The 19,289-nt window shown below is 33.7% G+C and carries 15 protein-coding genes; 10 read left to right on the top strand and 5 right to left on the bottom strand.

Annotated features, from left to right (window positions below; translation table 11 throughout):
- Positions 1 to 20: 20 nt before the first annotated feature.
- The 7 genes from dnaJ (at position 21) to HM982_RS08195 (ending at position 7,508) form a co-directional block, all read left to right on the top strand.
- On the top strand, positions 21 to 1,145 hold the full coding sequence (dnaJ, locus tag HM982_RS08225) for a molecular chaperone DnaJ (protein ID WP_179352663.1): 1,125 nt from the start codon (positions 21 to 23) through the stop codon (positions 1,143 to 1,145).
- Between the two features lie 512 nt (positions 1,146 to 1,657).
- A complete protein-coding gene (locus HM982_RS08220) occupies positions 1,658 to 2,584 on the top strand; it encodes an ABC transporter ATP-binding protein (protein ID WP_179352662.1) in 927 nt (308 codons plus the stop codon).
- 2 nt (positions 2,585 to 2,586) lie between these two features.
- The gene (locus HM982_RS08215) at positions 2,587 to 3,900 is read left to right on the top strand and encodes an ABC transporter permease (protein ID WP_179352661.1); all 1,314 of its coding nucleotides are present in this window, start codon (positions 2,587 to 2,589) and stop codon (positions 3,898 to 3,900) included.
- A gap of 11 nt (positions 3,901 to 3,911) precedes the next feature.
- Positions 3,912 to 4,787: a mechanosensitive ion channel family protein gene (locus tag HM982_RS08210; RefSeq protein ID WP_394354349.1), complete on the top strand. Its 876-nt coding sequence runs from the start codon at positions 3,912 to 3,914 to the stop codon at positions 4,785 to 4,787.
- 98 nt (positions 4,788 to 4,885) lie between these two features.
- On the top strand, positions 4,886 to 6,049 hold the full coding sequence (locus HM982_RS08205) for a sigma-54-dependent transcriptional regulator (RefSeq protein ID WP_179352660.1): 1,164 nt from the start codon (positions 4,886 to 4,888) through the stop codon (positions 6,047 to 6,049).
- An 11-nt stretch (positions 6,050 to 6,060) separates the two neighbouring features.
- Positions 6,061 to 6,939: a PPK2 family polyphosphate kinase gene (locus HM982_RS08200; RefSeq protein ID WP_179352659.1), complete on the top strand. Its 879-nt coding sequence runs from the start codon at positions 6,061 to 6,063 to the stop codon at positions 6,937 to 6,939.
- A gap of 32 nt (positions 6,940 to 6,971) precedes the next feature.
- A complete protein-coding gene (locus tag HM982_RS08195; RefSeq protein ID WP_179352658.1) occupies positions 6,972 to 7,508 on the top strand; it encodes a hypothetical protein in 537 nt (178 codons plus the stop codon).
- Between the two features lie 85 nt (positions 7,509 to 7,593).
- On the opposite strand, the gene HM982_RS08190 is transcribed toward HM982_RS08195, so the two are convergent.
- From HM982_RS08190 to lysA, 3 genes are all read right to left on the bottom strand, one after another.
- The gene (locus tag HM982_RS08190; protein ID WP_179352657.1) at positions 7,594 to 10,863 is read right to left on the bottom strand and encodes a S41 family peptidase; all 3,270 of its coding nucleotides are present in this window, start codon (positions 10,861 to 10,863) and stop codon (positions 7,594 to 7,596) included.
- A 71-nt stretch (positions 10,864 to 10,934) separates the two neighbouring features.
- On the bottom strand, positions 10,935 to 11,972 hold the full coding sequence (locus HM982_RS08185) for an AI-2E family transporter (protein WP_179352656.1): 1,038 nt from the start codon (positions 11,970 to 11,972) through the stop codon (positions 10,935 to 10,937).
- A gap of 87 nt (positions 11,973 to 12,059) precedes the next feature.
- The gene (gene lysA, locus HM982_RS08180; RefSeq protein WP_179352655.1) at positions 12,060 to 13,265 is read right to left on the bottom strand and encodes a diaminopimelate decarboxylase; all 1,206 of its coding nucleotides are present in this window, start codon (positions 13,263 to 13,265) and stop codon (positions 12,060 to 12,062) included.
- A gap of 171 nt (positions 13,266 to 13,436) precedes the next feature.
- Here lysA and HM982_RS08175 point away from each other — a divergent pair, with 171 nt between their 5' ends.
- Both HM982_RS08175 and sucC read left to right on the top strand, forming a co-directional pair.
- On the top strand, positions 13,437 to 14,093 hold the full coding sequence (locus HM982_RS08175; protein WP_179352654.1) for a hypothetical protein: 657 nt from the start codon (positions 13,437 to 13,439) through the stop codon (positions 14,091 to 14,093).
- A 141-nt stretch (positions 14,094 to 14,234) separates the two neighbouring features.
- Positions 14,235 to 15,425 carry an ADP-forming succinate--CoA ligase subunit beta gene (gene sucC / locus HM982_RS08170; protein ID WP_179352653.1) on the top strand — a complete coding sequence of 397 codons (1,191 nt, stop codon included), beginning with the start codon at positions 14,235 to 14,237 and terminating at the stop codon, positions 15,423 to 15,425.
- A 254-nt stretch (positions 15,426 to 15,679) separates the two neighbouring features.
- Here the strand turns inward: sucC and HM982_RS08165 are convergent, their stop codons facing one another.
- Positions 15,680 to 15,928: a DUF1456 family protein gene (locus tag HM982_RS08165; protein ID WP_179352652.1), complete on the bottom strand. Its 249-nt coding sequence runs from the start codon at positions 15,926 to 15,928 to the stop codon at positions 15,680 to 15,682.
- 688 nt (positions 15,929 to 16,616) lie between these two features.
- On the opposite strand from HM982_RS08165, the gene HM982_RS08160 reads away from it, so the two are divergent.
- Positions 16,617 to 17,018 (top strand): TerB family tellurite resistance protein, encoded by a 402-nt coding sequence (locus tag HM982_RS08160; protein WP_179352817.1) that lies wholly within the window; start codon positions 16,617 to 16,619, stop codon positions 17,016 to 17,018.
- A gap of 219 nt (positions 17,019 to 17,237) precedes the next feature.
- On the opposite strand, the gene uvrB is transcribed toward HM982_RS08160, so the two are convergent.
- Positions 17,238 to 19,241 (bottom strand): excinuclease ABC subunit UvrB, encoded by a 2,004-nt coding sequence (uvrB, locus tag HM982_RS08155; protein WP_179352651.1) that lies wholly within the window; start codon positions 19,239 to 19,241, stop codon positions 17,238 to 17,240.
- Between the last annotated feature and the right edge of the window lie 48 nt (positions 19,242 to 19,289).

Raw genomic sequence — 19,289 nt, 5'->3', positions numbered from 1 at the left:
ATAAATTAGTTGATTAGTTGATGAAAGAAGATTATTACGAGATATTAGGATTAAGTAAAAGTGCCTCTGATGCCGAAATAAAAAAAGCCTATCGTAAAATGGCATTAAAATATCATCCTGATAAAAATCCAGATGATTCAGAAGCCGAAGAGAAGTTTAAAAAAGCAGCAGAAGCTTATGAAGTTTTAAGTAATGCTGACAAAAAAGCACGTTATGATCAATTTGGTCATCAAGCCTTCAATGGCGGCGGCGGTGGCGGCTTTGGCGGCGGTGGCATGAATATGGATGATATCTTCAGCCAATTTGGTGATATATTTGGCGGTGGCTTTAGTAATGGCGGCGGATTTAGTGGCTTTGGCGGCGGTGGCAGACAACGCGTAGTTAAAGGAAGTAACTTACGTATCAGAGTGACTTTATCTTTAGAAGATATTGCTAATGGTGTTGAAAAGAAAATAAAAGTAAAAAGAAAAATACAAGCGCCAGGTACGACATATAAAACGTGTAGTACATGTAATGGTGCAGGTCAAGTAACTAGAGTTACAAATACAATTTTGGGTAGAATGCAAACTGCTGCTACCTGCCAAACTTGTGGTGGTGCAGGCCAGACTATTGATAAAAAACCGTCAGATGCGGATGCACAAGGTTTAAAAGTTTCTGAAGAAACGGTTTCTGTTAAAATACCAGCAGGTGTTGTTGATGGGATGCAACTTAAAGTCACAGGAAAAGGTAATGACGCTCCAGGAAATGGTATTGCAGGTGATTTATTAGTGGCTATTCAAGAAGAAGAGCACTCAACTCTTAAGCGAGAAGGTGATAATTTACATTACGATATGTATGTGAGTTTACCAGATGCCGTTCTTGGAAATTCTAAAGAAATTGATACTGTTACAGGAAAAGTGCGTATAAAAATTGAACCGGGCGTACAATCTGGTAAAATATTAAGACTACGCGGTAAAGGAATTCCTAGTATCAATGGTTATGGTAAAGGAGATTTATTAGTACATGTAAATGTATGGACGCCTAAAACTTTAAATAAAAAACAAAAAGCCTTTTTTGAAAGTATGAAAGAAGATGAGCACTTTGAGCCAAAACCTGAAAGTTCTGATAAATCTTTTTTTGAAAAAGTAAAAGATATGTTTTCTTAAAAAAAGGGTCTGTTTAAATCAGATTCTTTAATAAAAAAGAGTATATTTGATATATCGTTAATATTATTAGCGATAATTTTTCTTTTTCATAGCAATTTTTTCCCATCCTTGTCTAACCATAAGGGTGGGTTTTGTTTTTAAGCTAAAAAGGGTTTGAACTATTCTTTTATAAACCCTAATTTAAAATTTCTATTAAGCACAATCTAAGTTGTGAAGTCCGATTATTGCTAGTGCCAATTGGTTTTTAGCAAATCTTTAATAAGCCTTTGTTTTATAAATTTAATTTTGAAAAAATGAATTGTCTACTTAGTCGTTTTGTAAAATTATACAATGCTAAAAAGTATTATTACACAACTCTAAGTTGTTTAGATATAGCATTCAATTGCAAATCAACTTGTTAAAAGACTTAAGACAAAATTCAAAATTTATAGAATTATTAGGGCATTTTTATTTAAAATCTATAACATTTAATATCTTTACGTACTAACCACACCCTAAAAATTTAGTTATCTATGAATGACTTATTAGTTGCTAATTCCGTTTCTAAAAATTTCGGAAAATTTAAAGCACTAAATCAAGTATCTATTGCTGTACCAAAAGGCAGCATTTTTGGTTTACTTGGCCCTAACGGCGCAGGAAAAACCACGTTAATTCGTATTATCAACCAAATCACCATGCCAGATCAAGGTACAGTTCATTTAGATGGTCATCCATTAAAACCAGAACATATTAGAGATATTGGGTATCTGCCAGAAGAACGAGGTTTATATAAATCTATGAAGGTTGGTGAGCAATGTTTGTATTTAGCGCAATTAAAAGGGTTGAGCAAATCTGAAGCCAAAACCAGACTAAAATATTGGTTCGATAAGTTAGAGATTGGCGATTGGTGGAATAAAAAAATCCAAGAGCTTAGTAAAGGTCAGGCTCAAAAAATTCAGTTTATAGTTACGGTATTACACCAACCTAAATTACTCATCTTTGATGAACCTTTTTCTGGGTTCGATCCTATCAATGCTAATTTAATTAAAGATGAGATTTTGCAACTTAGAGATGAAGGTGCCACTGTAATTTTTTCGACACATAGAATGGAGTCCGTAGAAGAATTATGTGATCATATTGCTTTGATTCATAAATCGAATAAAGTTCTAGACGGAAAATTAAATGATATAAAGCGTCAATATAAAACCAATACTTTTGAAGTTGGTTTAGAGTCGTTAAATAAAGATCAGGTGTTTTCTGAAATTCAAGATAAATTTGAAGTGCTTCCGGCAACTTTTAAAAATTTAAATGACGATATTAAATTAAATATTAAGCTAGGCGAACACGCCTCTCCAAATGATTTACTTTCATTTTTAACCTCAAAAGCAGAAGTCCACCACTTTATGGAAGTCATACCTTCTGCTAGCGATATTTTTATTCAAACTGTAAAAAACAACTAAAAATGAATCATTTACCTTTAATTATAAAACGTGAGTACCTTACTAAGGTGAAGAATAAATCCTTCATTGTAATGACGTTTTTAAGTCCCTTAATAATGATTGCCCTAGTTGCGGTTGTTGCCTATTTATCTCAACTAAATAACGATAAGGAACGTACCATTTCTATATTAGATGAAACGGGGTATTTAAATGATGTATTTCAGAATACAGAACATACAACCTATACGAACCTAAGTGGCTTAAGTCTTAAAGACGCCATAGCTTTAGTAAAAGAAAAGGAAGATTATGGTTTGTTGCATATTTCAAATGTAGATTCTCTTGAATTGATTTCAAATAATGTAAAGTTTTTCTCCGAAGAATCTCCATCATTAAGTGTTATTTCAGGATTAGAACAACGTATTGAAAAGCGATTAAGAGAAATGAAACTTCAAAAAGATGGGGTTTCCATGACACAAATTGAAGCTTCAAAAACAAATATCGACATCGCTCAAGAAAGCTTTGAAGGCGAAAAGAGCTCTAAAATAGATAATATTGTAAAACTGGCATTTGGTGGTGCAGCAGGTTATTTACTGTTTATGTTTATTATTATTTATGGAAACATGATTATGCGTAGTGTCATTGAAGAGAAAACTAGTAGAATTATTGAAGTTATTATTTCTTCGGTTAAACCTATACAGTTAATGATGGGAAAAATTATAGGAACCTCTTTAGCTGGGATCACGCAATTTGCAATTTGGGTGATTTTAGGAGGTGTTTTATTAGTTGTGGTTTCTTCAATTTTCGGAATCGATTTAACACAAGTTCAGACACCGCAACAAGAAATGATGAACCAAGCCATGCAAGCCGATGGGGCACAAGCCATGGCAGAAAACTTAATTGTAGCTATTGGTAATTTGCCTATGGCCAACCTTATTGTAGCCTTTATGTTTTTCTTTATTGGCGGCTATTTACTTTATAGTTCTCTATACGCTGCAATTGGAGCAGCTGTAGATAACGAAACAGATACGCAACAATTTATGCTCCCTATTCTTATGCCGTTAATTTTAGCGGTTTATGTAGGCGTTTTTACGGTTATTGAAGATCCACACGGTACAGTTTCAACCGTATTTTCATTTATACCATTAACATCACCAGTGGTAATGCTAATGCGTATTCCGTTTGGAGTGCCACTTTGGCAACAAGGTTTGTCATTATTACTGCTTATTGGTACATTTATTTTTGCAGTTTGGTTCGCTGCCAAGATATATAGAGTTGGTATTTTAATGTATGGTAAAAAACCAACGTATAAAGAACTTTTTAAATGGCTTAAGTATTAATAAAAACAGTGATAATTCAAGATTTAGAACATATTGAAACAACCATTACCGAAAATGATATTTGGGAATCAACTAAAGGATTTCTAAATCAAAATATGAGTTTAGGTGAAGATATTAGTATTTCAATTCTTGATATTATTGTCGTTATAACAGCTATTTTTTTAACAACAATAGCATTAAGAATATTACTTAGGTTAGTTACTAGGAAACTTCCAAAAGAGGATAAAAGTAAATTTAATGTGATTTATGGCTACTTTAGATGGGTAGTTTACATTATAATTTTTATAATCACCTTGAATAGCGTAGGTGTAAATGTAACCGCCGTTTTTGCCGCTTCTGCAGCACTTTTAATTGGTATAGGTTTGGCGCTTCAAACTTTATTTCAAGATATTATTGCAGGTATTTTTATTTTGGTTGATCAAACGGTACATGTCGGGGATATTATAGAGATTGAAGACAAAGTCGGTCGTGTTATTGAAATTAAATTACGAACCACACGTGCAGTTACTATTGATAATAGAGTGCTGATAATCCCTAATCATTTATATTTAGCTAATAGTCTGTATAATTGGACACAAAATGGTAATACAACTAGAGAAACTGTAGAAGTTGGTGTTGCCTATGGAAGTGATGTTCAATTAGTAAAAAGATTGTTGTTAGAGGTCGCAAGTGCAGAAGAAAGAGTATTGCCTAATCCAGAACCATCAGTTTTATTTAATGAATTTGGAGATAGTGCTTTAAATTTTAAACTTGTTTTTACTGTAGACGATAGTTTTACAGCACATCTCACCAAAAGTGAGATTCGATTTGAAATAGATCGGCTATTCAGAGAAAATAAGATCTCTATTCCGTTTCCACAGCGTGACATTCATATTATTCAAAAATAAATACGGTTATGGTTTTTAAGATTTTCAAAATATAAACTCATTCAGAATTATTACTTGAAAAATTAAATACCAATTCAACATAAAAAATTAAAAAAGCTATGCCAAAAATATTAATAATTGAAGATGAAGCAGCAATCCGACGTGTATTGGTGAAAATTCTTTCTGAAGAGAATGATAAATATCAAGTTGAAGAAGCAGAAGATGGTTTAGCCGGAATTGAAAAGATTAAAAAGGAGGACTATGACTTGGTGCTTTGTGACATTAAGATGCCAAAAATGGATGGTGTTGAGGTTTTAGAAGCAGCAAAAAAGATAAAGCCAGAAGTACCAATAGTAATGATTTCTGGTCACGGCGACTTAGATACTGCTGTAAATACCATGCGTTTAGGCGCTTTTGATTATATTTCTAAACCACCAGATTTAAACCGCTTACTCAATACCGTTCGTATTGCTTTAGATCGAAATGAATTGGTTGTTGAAAATAAAATGCTAAAGAAAAAGGTTAGCAAAAATTACGAGATGATTGGGGATAGTGAAGGTATTGCTCGCATCCAAGATATGATTGATAAAGTGGCGCCAACCGATGCACGTGTGTTAATTACAGGAGCTAATGGAACCGGAAAAGAACTTGTGGCGCATTGGTTACATCAAAAAAGTGAGCGTTCTAAAGGACCAATGATAGAGGTTAATTGTGCGGCAATACCGAGTGAACTTATAGAAAGCGAATTATTTGGCCATGTTAAAGGCGCTTTTACCTCAGCGGCAAAAGATAGAGCTGGTAAATTTGAAGCCGCAAATGGTGGGACTATTTTCTTAGATGAAATAGGAGATATGAGTTTATCGGCTCAAGCTAAAGTACTACGTGCTTTACAAGAAAGTCGTATACAACGCGTCGGAAGTGATAAGGATATTAAAGTCAACGTTAGAGTTGTTGCAGCAACCAATAAAAATCTTAAAAAAGAAATCGAAAACGGTAATTTTAGGGAGGATTTATATCACAGATTGGCTGTTATTTTAATAGAAGTCCCTGCTTTAAACGATAGACGAGAAGATATACCATTACTTATCAATTATTTTTCTGATAAAATATCTAAAGAACAAGGCAGTGTTAAAAAAACATTTTCTGATAAAGCGATTAAATTACTTCAAAATTACGACTGGACGGGTAATATTCGTGAATTACGCAATGTTATAGAGCGTTTAATTATTTTAGGTAATAAAGAGGTGAGTGAGAGTGATGTTAAAGCTTTTGCTTCAAAATAAAAAACAGAGTTATGAAAGATATAGACATTAATGATTTTAAAATTTCAAAACAAATTGATATCAAAGACCTCCCAACGTCTTATGATTTAGATGAAAAAGAAAAAAAGATTGAAAAAAAACTAAGAAAAGTCAGTGAAGATTTAGCGGAGATTCAAAACGCTATGTATGCGCATGGAAAATATGCCGTATTGTTTTGTATTCAGGGTATGGATACGGCTGGTAAGGACAGTTTAATTCGTGAAGTCTTTAAAGAATTTAATGTCAGAGGTATTGTAGCGCACAGTTTTAAAACACCTACTGATTTAGAGTTAAAACACGATTATCTTTGGCGTCATATAAAAGCATTACCTGCACGAGGAAAGTTTGGTATTTTTAATAGAACCCATTACGAAAATGTATTGGTCACCAGAGTACATCCGCAATATTTGATGTCTGAAAATATGCCAGATATCACATCAGTAGAGGATGTAGATAATGCTTTTTGGGAGAAACGATTTAATGAAATTAATAATTTTGAAAAGCATATTGCAGACAATGGAACTATTATTTTTAAATTCTTTCTAAATATCTCTAAAGAAGAACAAAAAAGCCGCTTGTTAAGACGCTTAAATAAGCCTAACAAAAATTGGAAGTTTTCACCAGATGATCTAGATGAGCGCGAACATTGGGACAGTTACCAAACTTGTTATGAAGATGCTATTAATAAAACATCGAAGCCAAAGGCACCCTGGTATAATATTCCTGCAGACGATAAACCAACAGCTCGTTACATTGTAGCTAAAATTCTATATGATACACTAAAAGAATACAAAGATATTAGAGAACCTGAATTAGCTCCGGAGTTAAAGGCGAATATCGATACGTATAAAGCGCAGTTAGAAAATGAATAAACCGCATTTAATAGTTTTATAATTACTTACTTATGATTACTAATACAATTAAATCATCATCTGAAGCGGAACTTCCTTATTATGAAATTCCAGATTATCCTGAGGACTTTACAGCAGGCACAATGGCAGCAAGAATGATTGATGCTTTGGGCTTTCGGTTTTATTGGTCTAGTGAAGGTTTAAAAGAAACAGATTTGGCTTATAAAGCTTATGATAATGGTAAAACAACTTTAGAAACGATTAGTCATATTTTCGACTTGTCTAAAGTCATTATTAATGCCACATTAAAGCAATCTAATATTAAAGTTGAAGACAATTTAAACTATTTAGAATTACGAGCTAAAACATTACAAAATCTTAAAACAGCAGCAGATATTTTAAGAGCAAGTGATGATATTTCACAATTCAAAATTATTTTTGAAGACCGAGAGTTTCCATTGTGGAACCTGGTTAATGGAGCCATTGCAGATTCAATTTGGCACTGCGGACAATTGTCTATTTACAGACGGTCTTCAGGAAATTATATGAATCCTAAGGTTAATTTTTTTACAGGTAAATTACGCGAATAGTTCGCTTTCGTAAGATTTAAAATTTTTAAATCTTACGAAAGGAATTACTGCAAGTACCAATGCGATACCAATTCATAATTTTATTTTAATTGCCTTTGGCAGGTTGTGGATACTGAGGAACTTTAACCTCTTTTTTAGTACCTAATTGTTTCATTAGTTCTTCAATAGCTTTTTCAAGTTGTGGGTCTTTTCCATCAGATAGTGCTTTTGCATCTTGTCTCACTTCAATATCTGGTGCTACGCCTTCGTTCTCGGCTACCCATTTATTATTGATTGGGTCAAATACGGCATTATCGGGTGCTGTTAATGAGCCGCCATCAATGAGCGCATAATGTGTGGACGATTTTACCAAGCCTCCCCAAGTGGTCATACCAATTAATTTACCAACATTTTGCTGTCTAAATACCCATGGAAAAAAGTCGCCACCAGAGCCAGCGAGTTCATTAATCAATAAAACTTTTGGGCCTAATATCCCTGCAGGAAGTGTCAATGGTTTTCCGTTGGGGACTTCATTTGTTAATCCTGCTCTAAGACTGCGTGTCATTAAATCTACCATGTAATCATCTAATAAACCACCACCATTAAAGCGTTCATCTATAACAGCACCTTCTTTGTCTTGTTGTGCAAAATAATAGCGATTAAAAGATACAAAGCCAGGACCTCCTGTATTAGGCACCCAGATATAGCCTAAGCGACCATTGGATAATTTATCTACCATTCTGCGGTTGTCTTCAACCCAAGTACGTTGTCTCAATGAATTTTCATTTCGAATAGGCTCAACAATTTCTTGCCAATTGTCTTTAAATTCTGCTTTGTCATTAATATGAAGAATGGTTTGTTTACCAGATGTGCCGTCTAAATATTCATAAAAATTGTCGTCAGCTTTAATTTCTTTGCCATTAATTCCAACGATATATTGGCCTTCTTTTATATTCAAACCGGGCGCATCCAAAGGTCCTGTTAAACCAGGATTCCAGCTTTCCGTTGTGTATATACGGTCAATTTTCCAATGGGATTTATCGCTAATGATATCTGCTCCGAGTAATCCCGTTGTAGAACGTTCAATATCTGGGTAATCGCCACCACGGACAAAACTATGACCGACAGATAATTCACCATTAACTTGATCTAAAATATAATATAAGTCTGCACGATGTTTTATAAAAGGGACTAATGGGGCGTAACGTTTGTAAACAACATTCCAATCTCGACCATGCATATTAGAATCATAAAAATAATCACGTTCGTAACGCCAAGCTTCTTCAAACATTTGTTCCCACTCGGCAGAACGATTTAATTTCATTTGAAGATTTACTTTTAAACGTTTGCCTCCTTTGGCATCATTTCCTCCTGTATTTATGACTTTCCAATTACCATTAATTTGAGCTAGCATGTGTTCACCGTTGGTGGTGACTGTAACAGATCTTACTCCAGAAGCAAATTCTTTAAGATCCTGTTTGTTAAGGTTAAACTTATGTAATGTGGCGCTTCTACTATTCGGCATGTATTCCGAGATAAATATCGATCCTTTTGGACCAGCAATAATATAGCCGTAATTTCTTGAAGGTATTGGTAGCGCCAATGTTCTACGTCCAATATTTTCGAAATCTATAAGCATCGGTTTTTTCTCGTCGTCCTTTTTGTCTTTCGAATCGTTATCGTCTTTTTTGTCATCATTTTTCTCACCATCTTCTTTTTTAATGGCTTCTTCGTCACTTTTAGGTTTAAACGGCGAATCGTCATTGGCATCTAAGTTAATTACGTAGGCAGCATAAGCTGGATCGGCAGTCATAGAACTTGTATTTGCCCAACCGGAAGCCAATGCCACATCTGTGCTGGCTAAAAAATAAAGTTGTTTTTGATTTAAATCCCAAGCAGGAGAAAAGGAATCGGCAAACGTATCTGTTATTGGTGTTGTGCTATCTTTTTCTAAAGTGTAGATATAGATTTGTCTAAAGTTATTTGAAGCTGCTTTTTCATAAGCAATGTAGTTACTGTCTGGAGACCATTTTAATTCAATACTGTTACGTTCTAAATTTGTTCCTCCGACATCAATTGTTTTAATCTTTTTGGTTTCTAGGTTTACATAGCGTAATCTTACATCATCATCAACAAAGGCAATATGTTTTCCATCGGGAGACCAGGTCGGATTCCATCCTAATTTAGATTCGCCAATAGAAATCGCTTCAGGGTCAGTTAAACCATCTTGATCCGAAATCATTAAGGCATAATTTTTTCTGTCAGCATCAGAAAACCACGCTATTTTATCTCCTTTTGGAGACCAAATTGGTCGTCTGTCTGCGGTACCAGAGCTTTCGGTAATATTTCTAGAATCACCAAATTCTACTGGAATAGTAAATATGTCGCCACGCGATTGCATAATAGCACGTTTACCATTTGGAGATAACGAAGCGGAGCGTGTAGAATTTGAAACATCTTCCCACTTCGTTTCGGACCAAGGAAAATCACCAACCACATTAATTGATAATTGTGTGGATTTCCCAGTGGAAATATCCATGGTGTGTAAATAACCGTCGCGTTCATAAACTAAAATATTCGCATTACCGCTTAGCCATTTAATATCAGAACCTTCAAATTTTGTGATTTGGGTTAGGGCTTTGCTTGTGGGATTATAAGACCAAATATTAGACACTAAATCGCTGTCCGATAAGAAATAAATGGTATTACCTAACCACATTGGTTGAATATCCGTAGTGTGTTTATTAGGAAGTAAAATTTCCTCCTGAGTTTCTAAATCTAATATAATCAGTGGGGTATTTTGCCCGCCTCTGTAGGCACGCCATTCTTCATCCCAACGATCCATTTTGTCTAAAATCAAATGTTTTCCGTCAGGTGAATAAGCACCGTCATTTCCCCATTGTTTAGTTATTAATTGGGGTGCTCCGCCTTCAACAGGAATGGTATAAAGTCTGTTGTAAGGGCGTGGTGCCGTTTCTCTATTGCTAGCAAATAATATATGTTTGCCGTCGTTGGTCCAACCTCTAACGGTTGATCCGCTTGGATGCCAAGTTAAGCGTTTTGGTTCTCCGCCATTTGTAGAAACAACATAAACATTGTTGGTGCCAGCTCTGTTAGAACTGAAAGCAATCCAATTTCCATCAGGAGAAAAGTAGGGGTTAGATTCACTTGCAGCAGTTGAAGTAATCCGTTTAGCATCACTAGAATTCAGTTTAGAAACCCAAATATCGCTTCCATAAGTATAAGTAATATGAGTTGAGCTTATATCTGGTTGTCTTAGTAATCTTGTGCCTTGTGCAAATGATAAAAAACTTGCAAATAGAAAAAGTAAAGTGAAAAGAGAGGTTTGTGGATGAGTTGACGATTGCGCATTCATAGGAGAGGATTAATTAAATTAATTATAACAATTTTATAAAGTTACAAATAACTTAATTGCCAATCTATAATTTAATTATGGTCTGTAGTCGATTGGTCGATTGACTTGCTATATTCGCTCGTATAGATTTTTACCAATGCCATAAAAATACTGATTAATAAAGGTCCAAAAATTAAACCAATAAATCCAAATAAAGGGACGCCTACGATGACTCCAATAAGCGTGATTAAGGGGTGAACATCATCTAGTTTTTGAAGGGCATATAATCGAATAATGTTATCGGTTAAGCCAACCACGACAAAGCCATAAATTAAAATTCCCCAAGCTTGAAATGTATTACCTGAAGATAATGTTAAAATAAAAACAGGAATAATACCTACAAAAGTACCTATAAACGGAATCATGGAGCCAATAGTGACAATTACAAACCAAAATAGCGGTTCTTCAACGCCAAAAATTAAAAATCCGATGAGGGCAATTACACCTTGTGCAATAGCAACCAAAGGAATTCCAATAGCATTAGATTTAACCATGGCTTGTATTTCATCACCAATTTGATTTAAGCTATTTGAACCCATTGGGATATAATTTCGCAACGATTCTCTTAGTTTTTTTCGGTTAGTTAACATAAAGTACAACATAAAATACATTAAACTTATAGCAATAAAAAGATTAAATGTGTCTCCAGCCATACTCTGCGCACTTTTGGAGAGCCAAGTGGTTATAGATTCAGTATCAATTTGTGAGTTGATATCAATCCCCGTTTTAAATTTTATTTCACCAATTAATTCTTTAAAACCATCAATAACTTTTTCACTATTACTGGCAACATCTGAAATTTTGTTGCCTAGCATAATTCCAAAACCGGTAAGTGGAATTAAAATAACAAAAAACGACCCAAGCAAAAGCGTTATGGCTGCTAGTTTAGGGTTCCAATTACGCTCATTGACGAGACGCTTCATCATTTTTCGTAATAATATATAAAACGTTATTGCGCCTAAAACACCACTCAAATAGGGTAACATTTCACTAAAAATTAAACTACCAGAGAGTATAATTAATAGTAAAACAAAAATTTGGCGGATTATTCTAGGCGCAATTTGTTTCATATTTAAGTTGTGTTAGTAACAATCAAAGATAGCAGCAATCACAACGCAAATATGCTTTAAAACAATAAAAGGTTAACGCAAAAAAAATTAAAGGGTAATATCTACTTGGTTGTTTAAAATATCATCAAACGTTTCGCGCTTTCTAATAAGATGTGCTTTTCCTTTATAGATTAATACTTCAGCAGGTCTGTAGCGTGAATTATAGTTGCTAGCCATAGAGTAGCAATACGCACCAGCATTTTTAAAACTTAGAATATCGCCTTCAGTTATTTCTGGAATTCGTCTATTATTGGCAAATGTGTCTGTTTCGCAAATATAACCAACAACCGAATAAAAGCGTTCGCGACCTTTTGGATTAGAAAGGTTAACGATTTCATGTTGAGAACCATAAAGCATAGGTCTAATTAAGTGATTAAAACCAGAATCAATCTGAGCAAAAACAGTTGAAGTCGTTTGTTTTACTACATTTACTTTCGCTAAAAACACGCCAGCTTCACTCACTAAAAATTTTCCAGGTTCAAAAGCCAAGGTTAATTCTTTGCCGTATTCTTTGCAGAATTGATTAAAACGTTCCGATAGTTTTTCGCCTAATTCTTCAATATTAGTTTCAATATCGCCTGTTTTATAAGGAACTTTAAATCCTGATCCGAAATCAATAAACTCTAAGGTTTTAAAGTTTTTTGCCGTTTCAAATAAAATTTCACTGGCATATAAAAAGACATCAATATCTAAAATGTCACTTCCAGTGTGCATGTGAATCCCGTTGATATTCATTTTTGTATTTTCTACAATACGAAGTAATAATGGTATTTGGTGTATAGAGATTCCAAATTTACTATCAATATGTCCAACAGAGATATTAGTGTTTCCTCCGGCCATAACATGTGGATTTATGCGAATACAAACAGGAACCTCTGGATGTTTCGTTCCAAATTGCTCTAAAATGGTTAGATTGTCAATGTTAATTTGAACGCCTAGCTTTGCAGCTTCTTCAATTTCTTCAAGCGATACGCCATTTGGTGTGAAAATGATTTCTTCTGGTCTAAAACCCGCTTTTAATCCTAGTTTTAATTCTTGAATTGAAACGGTATCAATTCCAGAACCCAATTTATTAAAGAGTTTTAATACGGATATATTAGATAATGCTTTAACGGCATAGTTTAATTTTAAATGTTTTACCTTACTAAATGCTTTTGTTAAGCGTTTGTATTGAAACTCAATTTTTTCAGCATCATATACATATACAGGACTTCCAAAGTCTTTTGCAATTTTTAATAAGGTGTTTTCTTTCATTTTATTTAAATCTTAAAGTTTTTATTTTGTGGGTCAAAAGTAAATGTAATCATTAGTTAAAACATATAAATACTAAAAAATTACTATTTTTACACAAAATGTTAAATAATTAACAAGACTAATTAGGCATTATAAAGTTATTCTGTTTAGGAGTCATTAAAATTTAAGCCTGTGAAAACCATTGCTTCTTGTGTGCAAGATATAATTGTGGCGAGTCCTTTTTTGGAAGAGGGACTGTCTCGAGATATTATTAATTTTTCTGCCTTAGCAAAAGATTTAAATGAACCGATTTCTAAAATGCTACGGAAACCTATTAAAGATGGTGCTATTATGATGGCGTTACGGCGTTACCAACACCCTTTAAATCTCGAAAATTCTAAGAGTTTAAAAAAAGCATTTAATGAATTAGGAGATATTACAGTCCGTTCTAATTTAAGTGATTTTACGTATCAGAATTCTAAGACGTTGGTGAATAGTCATTCTCAAATATTGGAAACAATTAGTGAGAATCATCAAATATTTTATGCTTTTACACGAGGAATGTTTGAAAGTAACATCATTATTTCAACTTCTGAAAAAGAAAGTGTGCTCAAGGCATTTGCACATGAAACTCAAATTGGATTGCAAGAAAAATTATCAGCGATTAGTATATATTTACCTAAAGGAAATTCTAAAATAGTTGGCTTGTATTATCAAATATTTAAACGTTTAGCTTGGGAAAATATCACCTTATACGAGGTTGTTTCTACAACTAATGAGTTTACAATTGTTGTTGAAGACTACTTGGTTGACAAAGCGTTTTCTACTATAAAGCGCTTAATTGATTAAAAAAAATAGTAAAGAATATTTAAGTTAATAAGGTTATTTTCAAATTAATGTATTGTTAAGAGTTTAAATCAACAATAAAAACAATTGGTAAAAACTATTAGTATGCTTATTTTTGTGCGACCAATAAATTTCTGATTAAAAATGAATTTACACGAATATCAAGGAAAAGAATTATTAAGTAGTTTTGGCGTACGTATCCAACGTGGGATTGTAGCTCAAAGTGCTAAAGAAGCTGTAGATGCAGCGAAGCAATTAACCGCTGAAACAGCAACAGGTTGGCATGTGATTAAAGCTCAGGTTCATGCAGGTGGACGTGGTAAAGGTGGCGGCGTTAAGTTGGCTAAAAACCTTCAGGAAGTTGAAGATATCGCAGGACAAATTATAGGAATGGATTTGGTAACACCACAAACTTCTGCGGAGGGGAAACGTGTACACCAAGTTTTAGTAGCAGAAGATGTTTACTATCCAGGAGAGAATGAGCCGAGTGAATATTATATGTCAGTTTTATTAAATCGTGCAAACGGTAGAAATATGATTGTATATTCTACGGAAGGTGGTATGGATATTGAAACAGTTGCAGAAGAAACACCGCATTTAATACATAATGAAGAGATTGATCCTTCAACAGGAATTTTACCTTTTCAAGCGCGTCGTATTGCGTTTAACTTAGGCTTATCTGGTACAGCTTTTAAAGAGATGACAAAGTTTGTTACCGCTTTATATACCGCTTATGATAAATCGGATGCGTCTTTATTTGAAATCAATCCGGTTTTAAAAACTAGTGATGATAAAATAATGGCTGTTGATGCTAAAGTAACTTTAGATGCTAACGCCTTATACAGACATAGAGATTTAGCTCAATTAAGAGATTTACGTGAAGAAAACCAGATTGAAGTTGAAGCAGGTGCTTTAGGTTTGAACTACGTGGACTTGGACGGAAACGTTGGTTGTATGGTAAATGGTGCTGGTTTAGCTATGGCTACTATGGATTTAATTAAGCAAGCAGGTGGTGAGCCAGCTAACTTTTTAGATGTTGGTGGTACTGCTGATGCCGCTAGAGTAGAAGCCGCTTTTCAGATTATATTAAAAGATCCTGCTGTAAAAGCCATCTTAATCAACATTTTTGGTGGTATTGTACGTTGTGACAGAGTTGCACAAGGTGTCATTGATGCTTATAAAAATATGGGTAACATTAACGTACCAATCATTGTACGTTTACAAGGAACAAATGCAGACATCGCTAAGAAATTAATTGATAATTCTGGTTTAGATGTTATGAGTGCAACAGAATTTCAAGAAGCTGCTGACAAAGTACAAGAGGTGTTGTCATAATTTAACTATGACATGCTGAACTTATTTCAGTATCTTACTTGATTAGAATGATATAAAATATTAAAGAGCAACATGTATATGTTGCTCTTTTTTTATGTTTTAATGATACATCCGAAATTTAGATGTGTTACGTTATTAAAAGGTATTAGCTTTTATTACTATAACTTATTATAAATAGCTCATTATGAGTCAATTTATTCAACGAATGTGTCAACCTTAAAATGAATGTAAAAGTTTTGAACTGCTAATTAAAATTAGGCCTTCTTCTTTTTTTCGCCTTTCTTAGGCATTGGCCCACGTAAATGAATAATTAGTCCATTTAAAAAGTTTCTAAGAATTTGATCGCCACATTCCATATATTTCGGGTGGTCCTCATTTCTAAACATTGCATTTAACTCACTTTTAGAAATTCTGAAATCTACTAATTCTAAGATTTTAACAATATCATCATCTCTTAATTTATGGGCTACTCTTAGTTTTTTGAATATGTCGTTGTTTGTCATTGAATTGTTATTTTATTCTCATCAACGTGAGAATCTATTTGTTTTTAATTATGCTATTATATGAATTTAGTCGAAGTGCTTATCATAATAAATTCTAGTTGTAAATATAAGACTTCGACAAGTTTTACTTTGCGCGCTTTAAAACAAAATTTATAATAATTTTTTACACTAGTTGTTTTGTGAGTCGTTTTCTTAATTTAAAGTTTAAAAAAAGGAATATAGCCATTGAAAAGCCTTTTCGCTCAATCTAAATAATAAAACTTTGTTTATCATTTGTACAAGTTGGAGTATTTGTCAATTTTTCGCTCTCTAGCATAAAAAGTTTTCGGCATCAAAAAAAATTGAGCACCATGCCTAATTATTAAAAGTTAGACTTTTTAAGAATCTTCGTATTTTGTAAGTAAATATACCTAAATCATTTTTATGGAATGAGGAAAAAGAGTTATACTTATTTGTGTTGTAAGTACTTGTTGGTTAGTGTTTTAGGTGTGTTTGTTTATATGTGCTAAATGTTGATGTTAACTAGCAAATAAGCTTATATTTTATGCATTAGTTTAAATTCTGTATTGACAAACGTTAAATAAAGTCGACTAAATACGTTTAACTTTTCGATAAGATACATTATATCAACGACAATAAAATAAAGGACCTGTTTAACTTTACAGTGTAAAATAACCCTCTCATAATGATGATAAATCGCGTTGAAAAATTGAGCTTACTTTCAGAAATGATTGCGTTCGCTCAAATAGATGAAAATATAAAAGCTATTGAATATAATTTTTTATTCAGTATAGCAAAGCAATTGGATATCTCTAAAGAAGATTTTGAGTATTTATTTGAACACCCTGTAACATATGTACATTTAAAATCGCACAGCGAACGTATTGTACAATTTCATAGATTGGTATTATTAATGAATCTCGATCATAAAGTGGCACCGAAGCAATTGGTTAAAATTCATAACTTTGGATTGCGAATGGGTTTAAGTCATGATTCAATTAATAGAGTATTAGATTTAATGGATAGCTTTCCAAATAAAATCGTACCACCAGATTTCTTAATTGATATTTTTAAGGTGCAATATAATTAAGTAAAACTCTGAATTGAAAAGCCTTTTCCCGCATTTAATTTAGCTAGTTGAACTTATACCGCTGAAAATCGGTATCTCATAATTATTTGAATAGAGCTATTTAGAAACTCATATTTACATACTATTAATTATTATCTCGTAAAAGTCTTTAAGTATTAAATCAATAAATAGTTTGAGATTATTCTTTGCAACTCTCTGCCTTTACGAGAAGAACACTTACTATACCTTCAATTTTTCTAACTTACTCTGGTAAGCTGTAATCTCATCTCTAAATTTAGCCGCTTCCATAAAATCTAAGGCTTTAGCAGCTTGTTCCATAAGTTTACGGTTCTCTCTTATTTTCTTTTCAAGTTCCGTTTTAGTTAAGTATTCACTTTCTGGTTCTGCAGCTATTTGAGCATCGAGTTCAGTTCGGTACGTGCTCACTGAATTTTTAGTTAAAGCACTATCTAAACTTTTATTCAATGCTTTTGGCACGAGATTGTGTTTGGTATTGTAAGCAACTTGCTTTTCACGGCGATATTCAGTTTCATCGATGGTTTTTTGCATGCTTTTGGTAATTTTATCAGCATACATTATCGCTTTTCCATTAAGATGCCTCGCAGCTCTACCAACCGTTTGTGTTAATGATCGTGCCGAACGTAAAAAACCTTCCTTATCAGCATCGAGTATGGCAACGAGTGAAACTTCAGGTAAATCTAAACCTTCACGCAATAAGTTAACGCCAACCAAAACATCAAAAACACCTTTTCGTAAATCTTGCATAATTTCAACACGTTCCAAAGTATCAACATCACTGTGAATATATCGGGTTCGGACAGAAATACGAGTTAGATATTTTGTCAATTCTTCAGCCATTCGCTTGGTAAGTGTTGTGACTAGTGTTCGTTCGTCTTTTTCAACACGATTCTGGATTTCTTCAATTAAATCATCAATCTGGTTTAAACTCGGCCGGACTTCAATAATAGGGTCTAATAATCCTGTTGGTCTAATAATTTGTTCGACATAAACGCCATCGGTTTTTTGCATTTCATAATCCGCAGGCGTAGCAGACACATAGATCACTTGATTTTGAAGCGCCTCAAATTCTTCAAACTTTAAAGGTCTGTTATCCATGGCAGCAGGTAAACGGAAACCATAATCTACCAAATTTACTTTTCGGCTTCTATCACCACCATACATGGCATGAACTTGAGAAATGGTAACGTGACTTTCATCAACTACCATTAAAAAATCATCTGGAAAATAATCGAGTAAACAGAATGGTCTTGTGCCAGGTAGTCGCCCGTCTAGATACCTAGAATAATTTTCAATACCAGAACAATAGCCTAACTCTCTAATCATTTCTAAATCGAATTCGGTACGTTCTTTTAGGCGTTTGGCTTCCAGATGTTTGCCGATGTCCTTAAAATAATCGTATTGTTTTACCAAGTCATCTTGAATGTCTTTTATCGCACCATTCAACACATCTGGAGAGGTCACGAACATATTGGCAGGATAAATATTTAGTCGGTCGTAACGTTCTATAATTTCATTGGTTCTGGCATCAAAAGCTTCAATTTCTTCAATTTCATCACCAAAAAAGTGAATTCTAAACGCGTGATCGGCATAACCAGGAAACACATCAACCGTATCGCCTTTTATTCTGAAGTTTCCATTTTTGAATTCCGCTTCAGTTCTAGCATATAAACTCTGAACTAGCTGATGTAATAATTTCGTTCTTGAAATCACTTGGTCACGTTCAATGGAAATTACATTTTTTTGAAATTCAACCGGATTTCCAATACCGTATAAACAAGATACAGAAGCTACAACAATGACATCGCGACGACCAGAGAGAAGGGAGGAGGTCGTGCTTAAACGCATCTTCTCAATTTCCTCGTTAATAGATAAATCTTTTTCTATGTAAACACCTGAAACCGGAATGTAAGCTTCAGGTTGGTAATAATCATAATAAGAAACAAAGTATTCAACCGCATTGTCTGGGAAGAATTGTTTGAATTCAGAATACAATTGTGCAGCTAAAGTTTTATTATGTGCTAACACCAAAGTTGGGCGTTGCACTTCCTCTATGACGTTAGCAACGGTAAAGGTTTTTCCTGAACCAGTAACACCTAAGAGCGTTTGATACTTTTCCTTGTCGGTAATTCCTTTTGCTAGTTTTTTTATAGCTTGTGGTTGATCACCAGTAGGTTTAAATTCGGACTCAATTTTAAATCGCATAATGCAAAGTTACGATAAAGCGCTTATAATTTAAATGTGTTGTGAGTT

The sequence above is a fragment of the Winogradskyella vidalii genome (assembly GCF_013403955.1).
GTDB classification, from domain to species: domain Bacteria; phylum Bacteroidota; class Bacteroidia; order Flavobacteriales; family Flavobacteriaceae; genus Winogradskyella; species Winogradskyella vidalii.
Note: the sequence above shows the minus strand (reverse complement) of the source record. Positions and strands in the feature narration are given on the sequence as shown.

Coding starts and splice junctions, on each gene's coding strand:
- dnaJ (WP_179352663.1), top strand. CDS start 21: ATGAAAGAAGATTATTACGAGATATTAGGATTAAGTAAAAGTGCCTCT.
- HM982_RS08220 (WP_179352662.1), top strand. CDS start 1,658: ATGAATGACTTATTAGTTGCTAATTCCGTTTCTAAAAATTTCGGAAAA.
- HM982_RS08215 (WP_179352661.1), top strand. CDS start 2,587: ATGAATCATTTACCTTTAATTATAAAACGTGAGTACCTTACTAAGGTG.
- HM982_RS08205 (WP_179352660.1), top strand. CDS start 4,886: ATGCCAAAAATATTAATAATTGAAGATGAAGCAGCAATCCGACGTGTA.
- HM982_RS08200 (WP_179352659.1), top strand. CDS start 6,061: ATGAAAGATATAGACATTAATGATTTTAAAATTTCAAAACAAATTGAT.
- HM982_RS08195 (WP_179352658.1), top strand. CDS start 6,972: ATGATTACTAATACAATTAAATCATCATCTGAAGCGGAACTTCCTTAT.
- HM982_RS08190 (WP_179352657.1), bottom strand. CDS start 10,863: ATGAATGCGCAATCGTCAACTCATCCACAAACCTCTCTTTTCACTTTA.
- HM982_RS08185 (WP_179352656.1), bottom strand. CDS start 11,972: ATGAAACAAATTGCGCCTAGAATAATCCGCCAAATTTTTGTTTTACTA.
- lysA (WP_179352655.1), bottom strand. CDS start 13,265: ATGAAAGAAAACACCTTATTAAAAATTGCAAAAGACTTTGGAAGTCCT.
- sucC (WP_179352653.1), top strand. CDS start 14,235: ATGAATTTACACGAATATCAAGGAAAAGAATTATTAAGTAGTTTTGGC.
- HM982_RS08165 (WP_179352652.1), bottom strand. CDS start 15,928: ATGACAAACAACGACATATTCAAAAAACTAAGAGTAGCCCATAAATTA.
- HM982_RS08160 (WP_179352817.1), top strand. CDS start 16,617: ATGATAAATCGCGTTGAAAAATTGAGCTTACTTTCAGAAATGATTGCG.
- uvrB (WP_179352651.1), bottom strand. CDS start 19,241: ATGCGATTTAAAATTGAGTCCGAATTTAAACCTACTGGTGATCAACCA.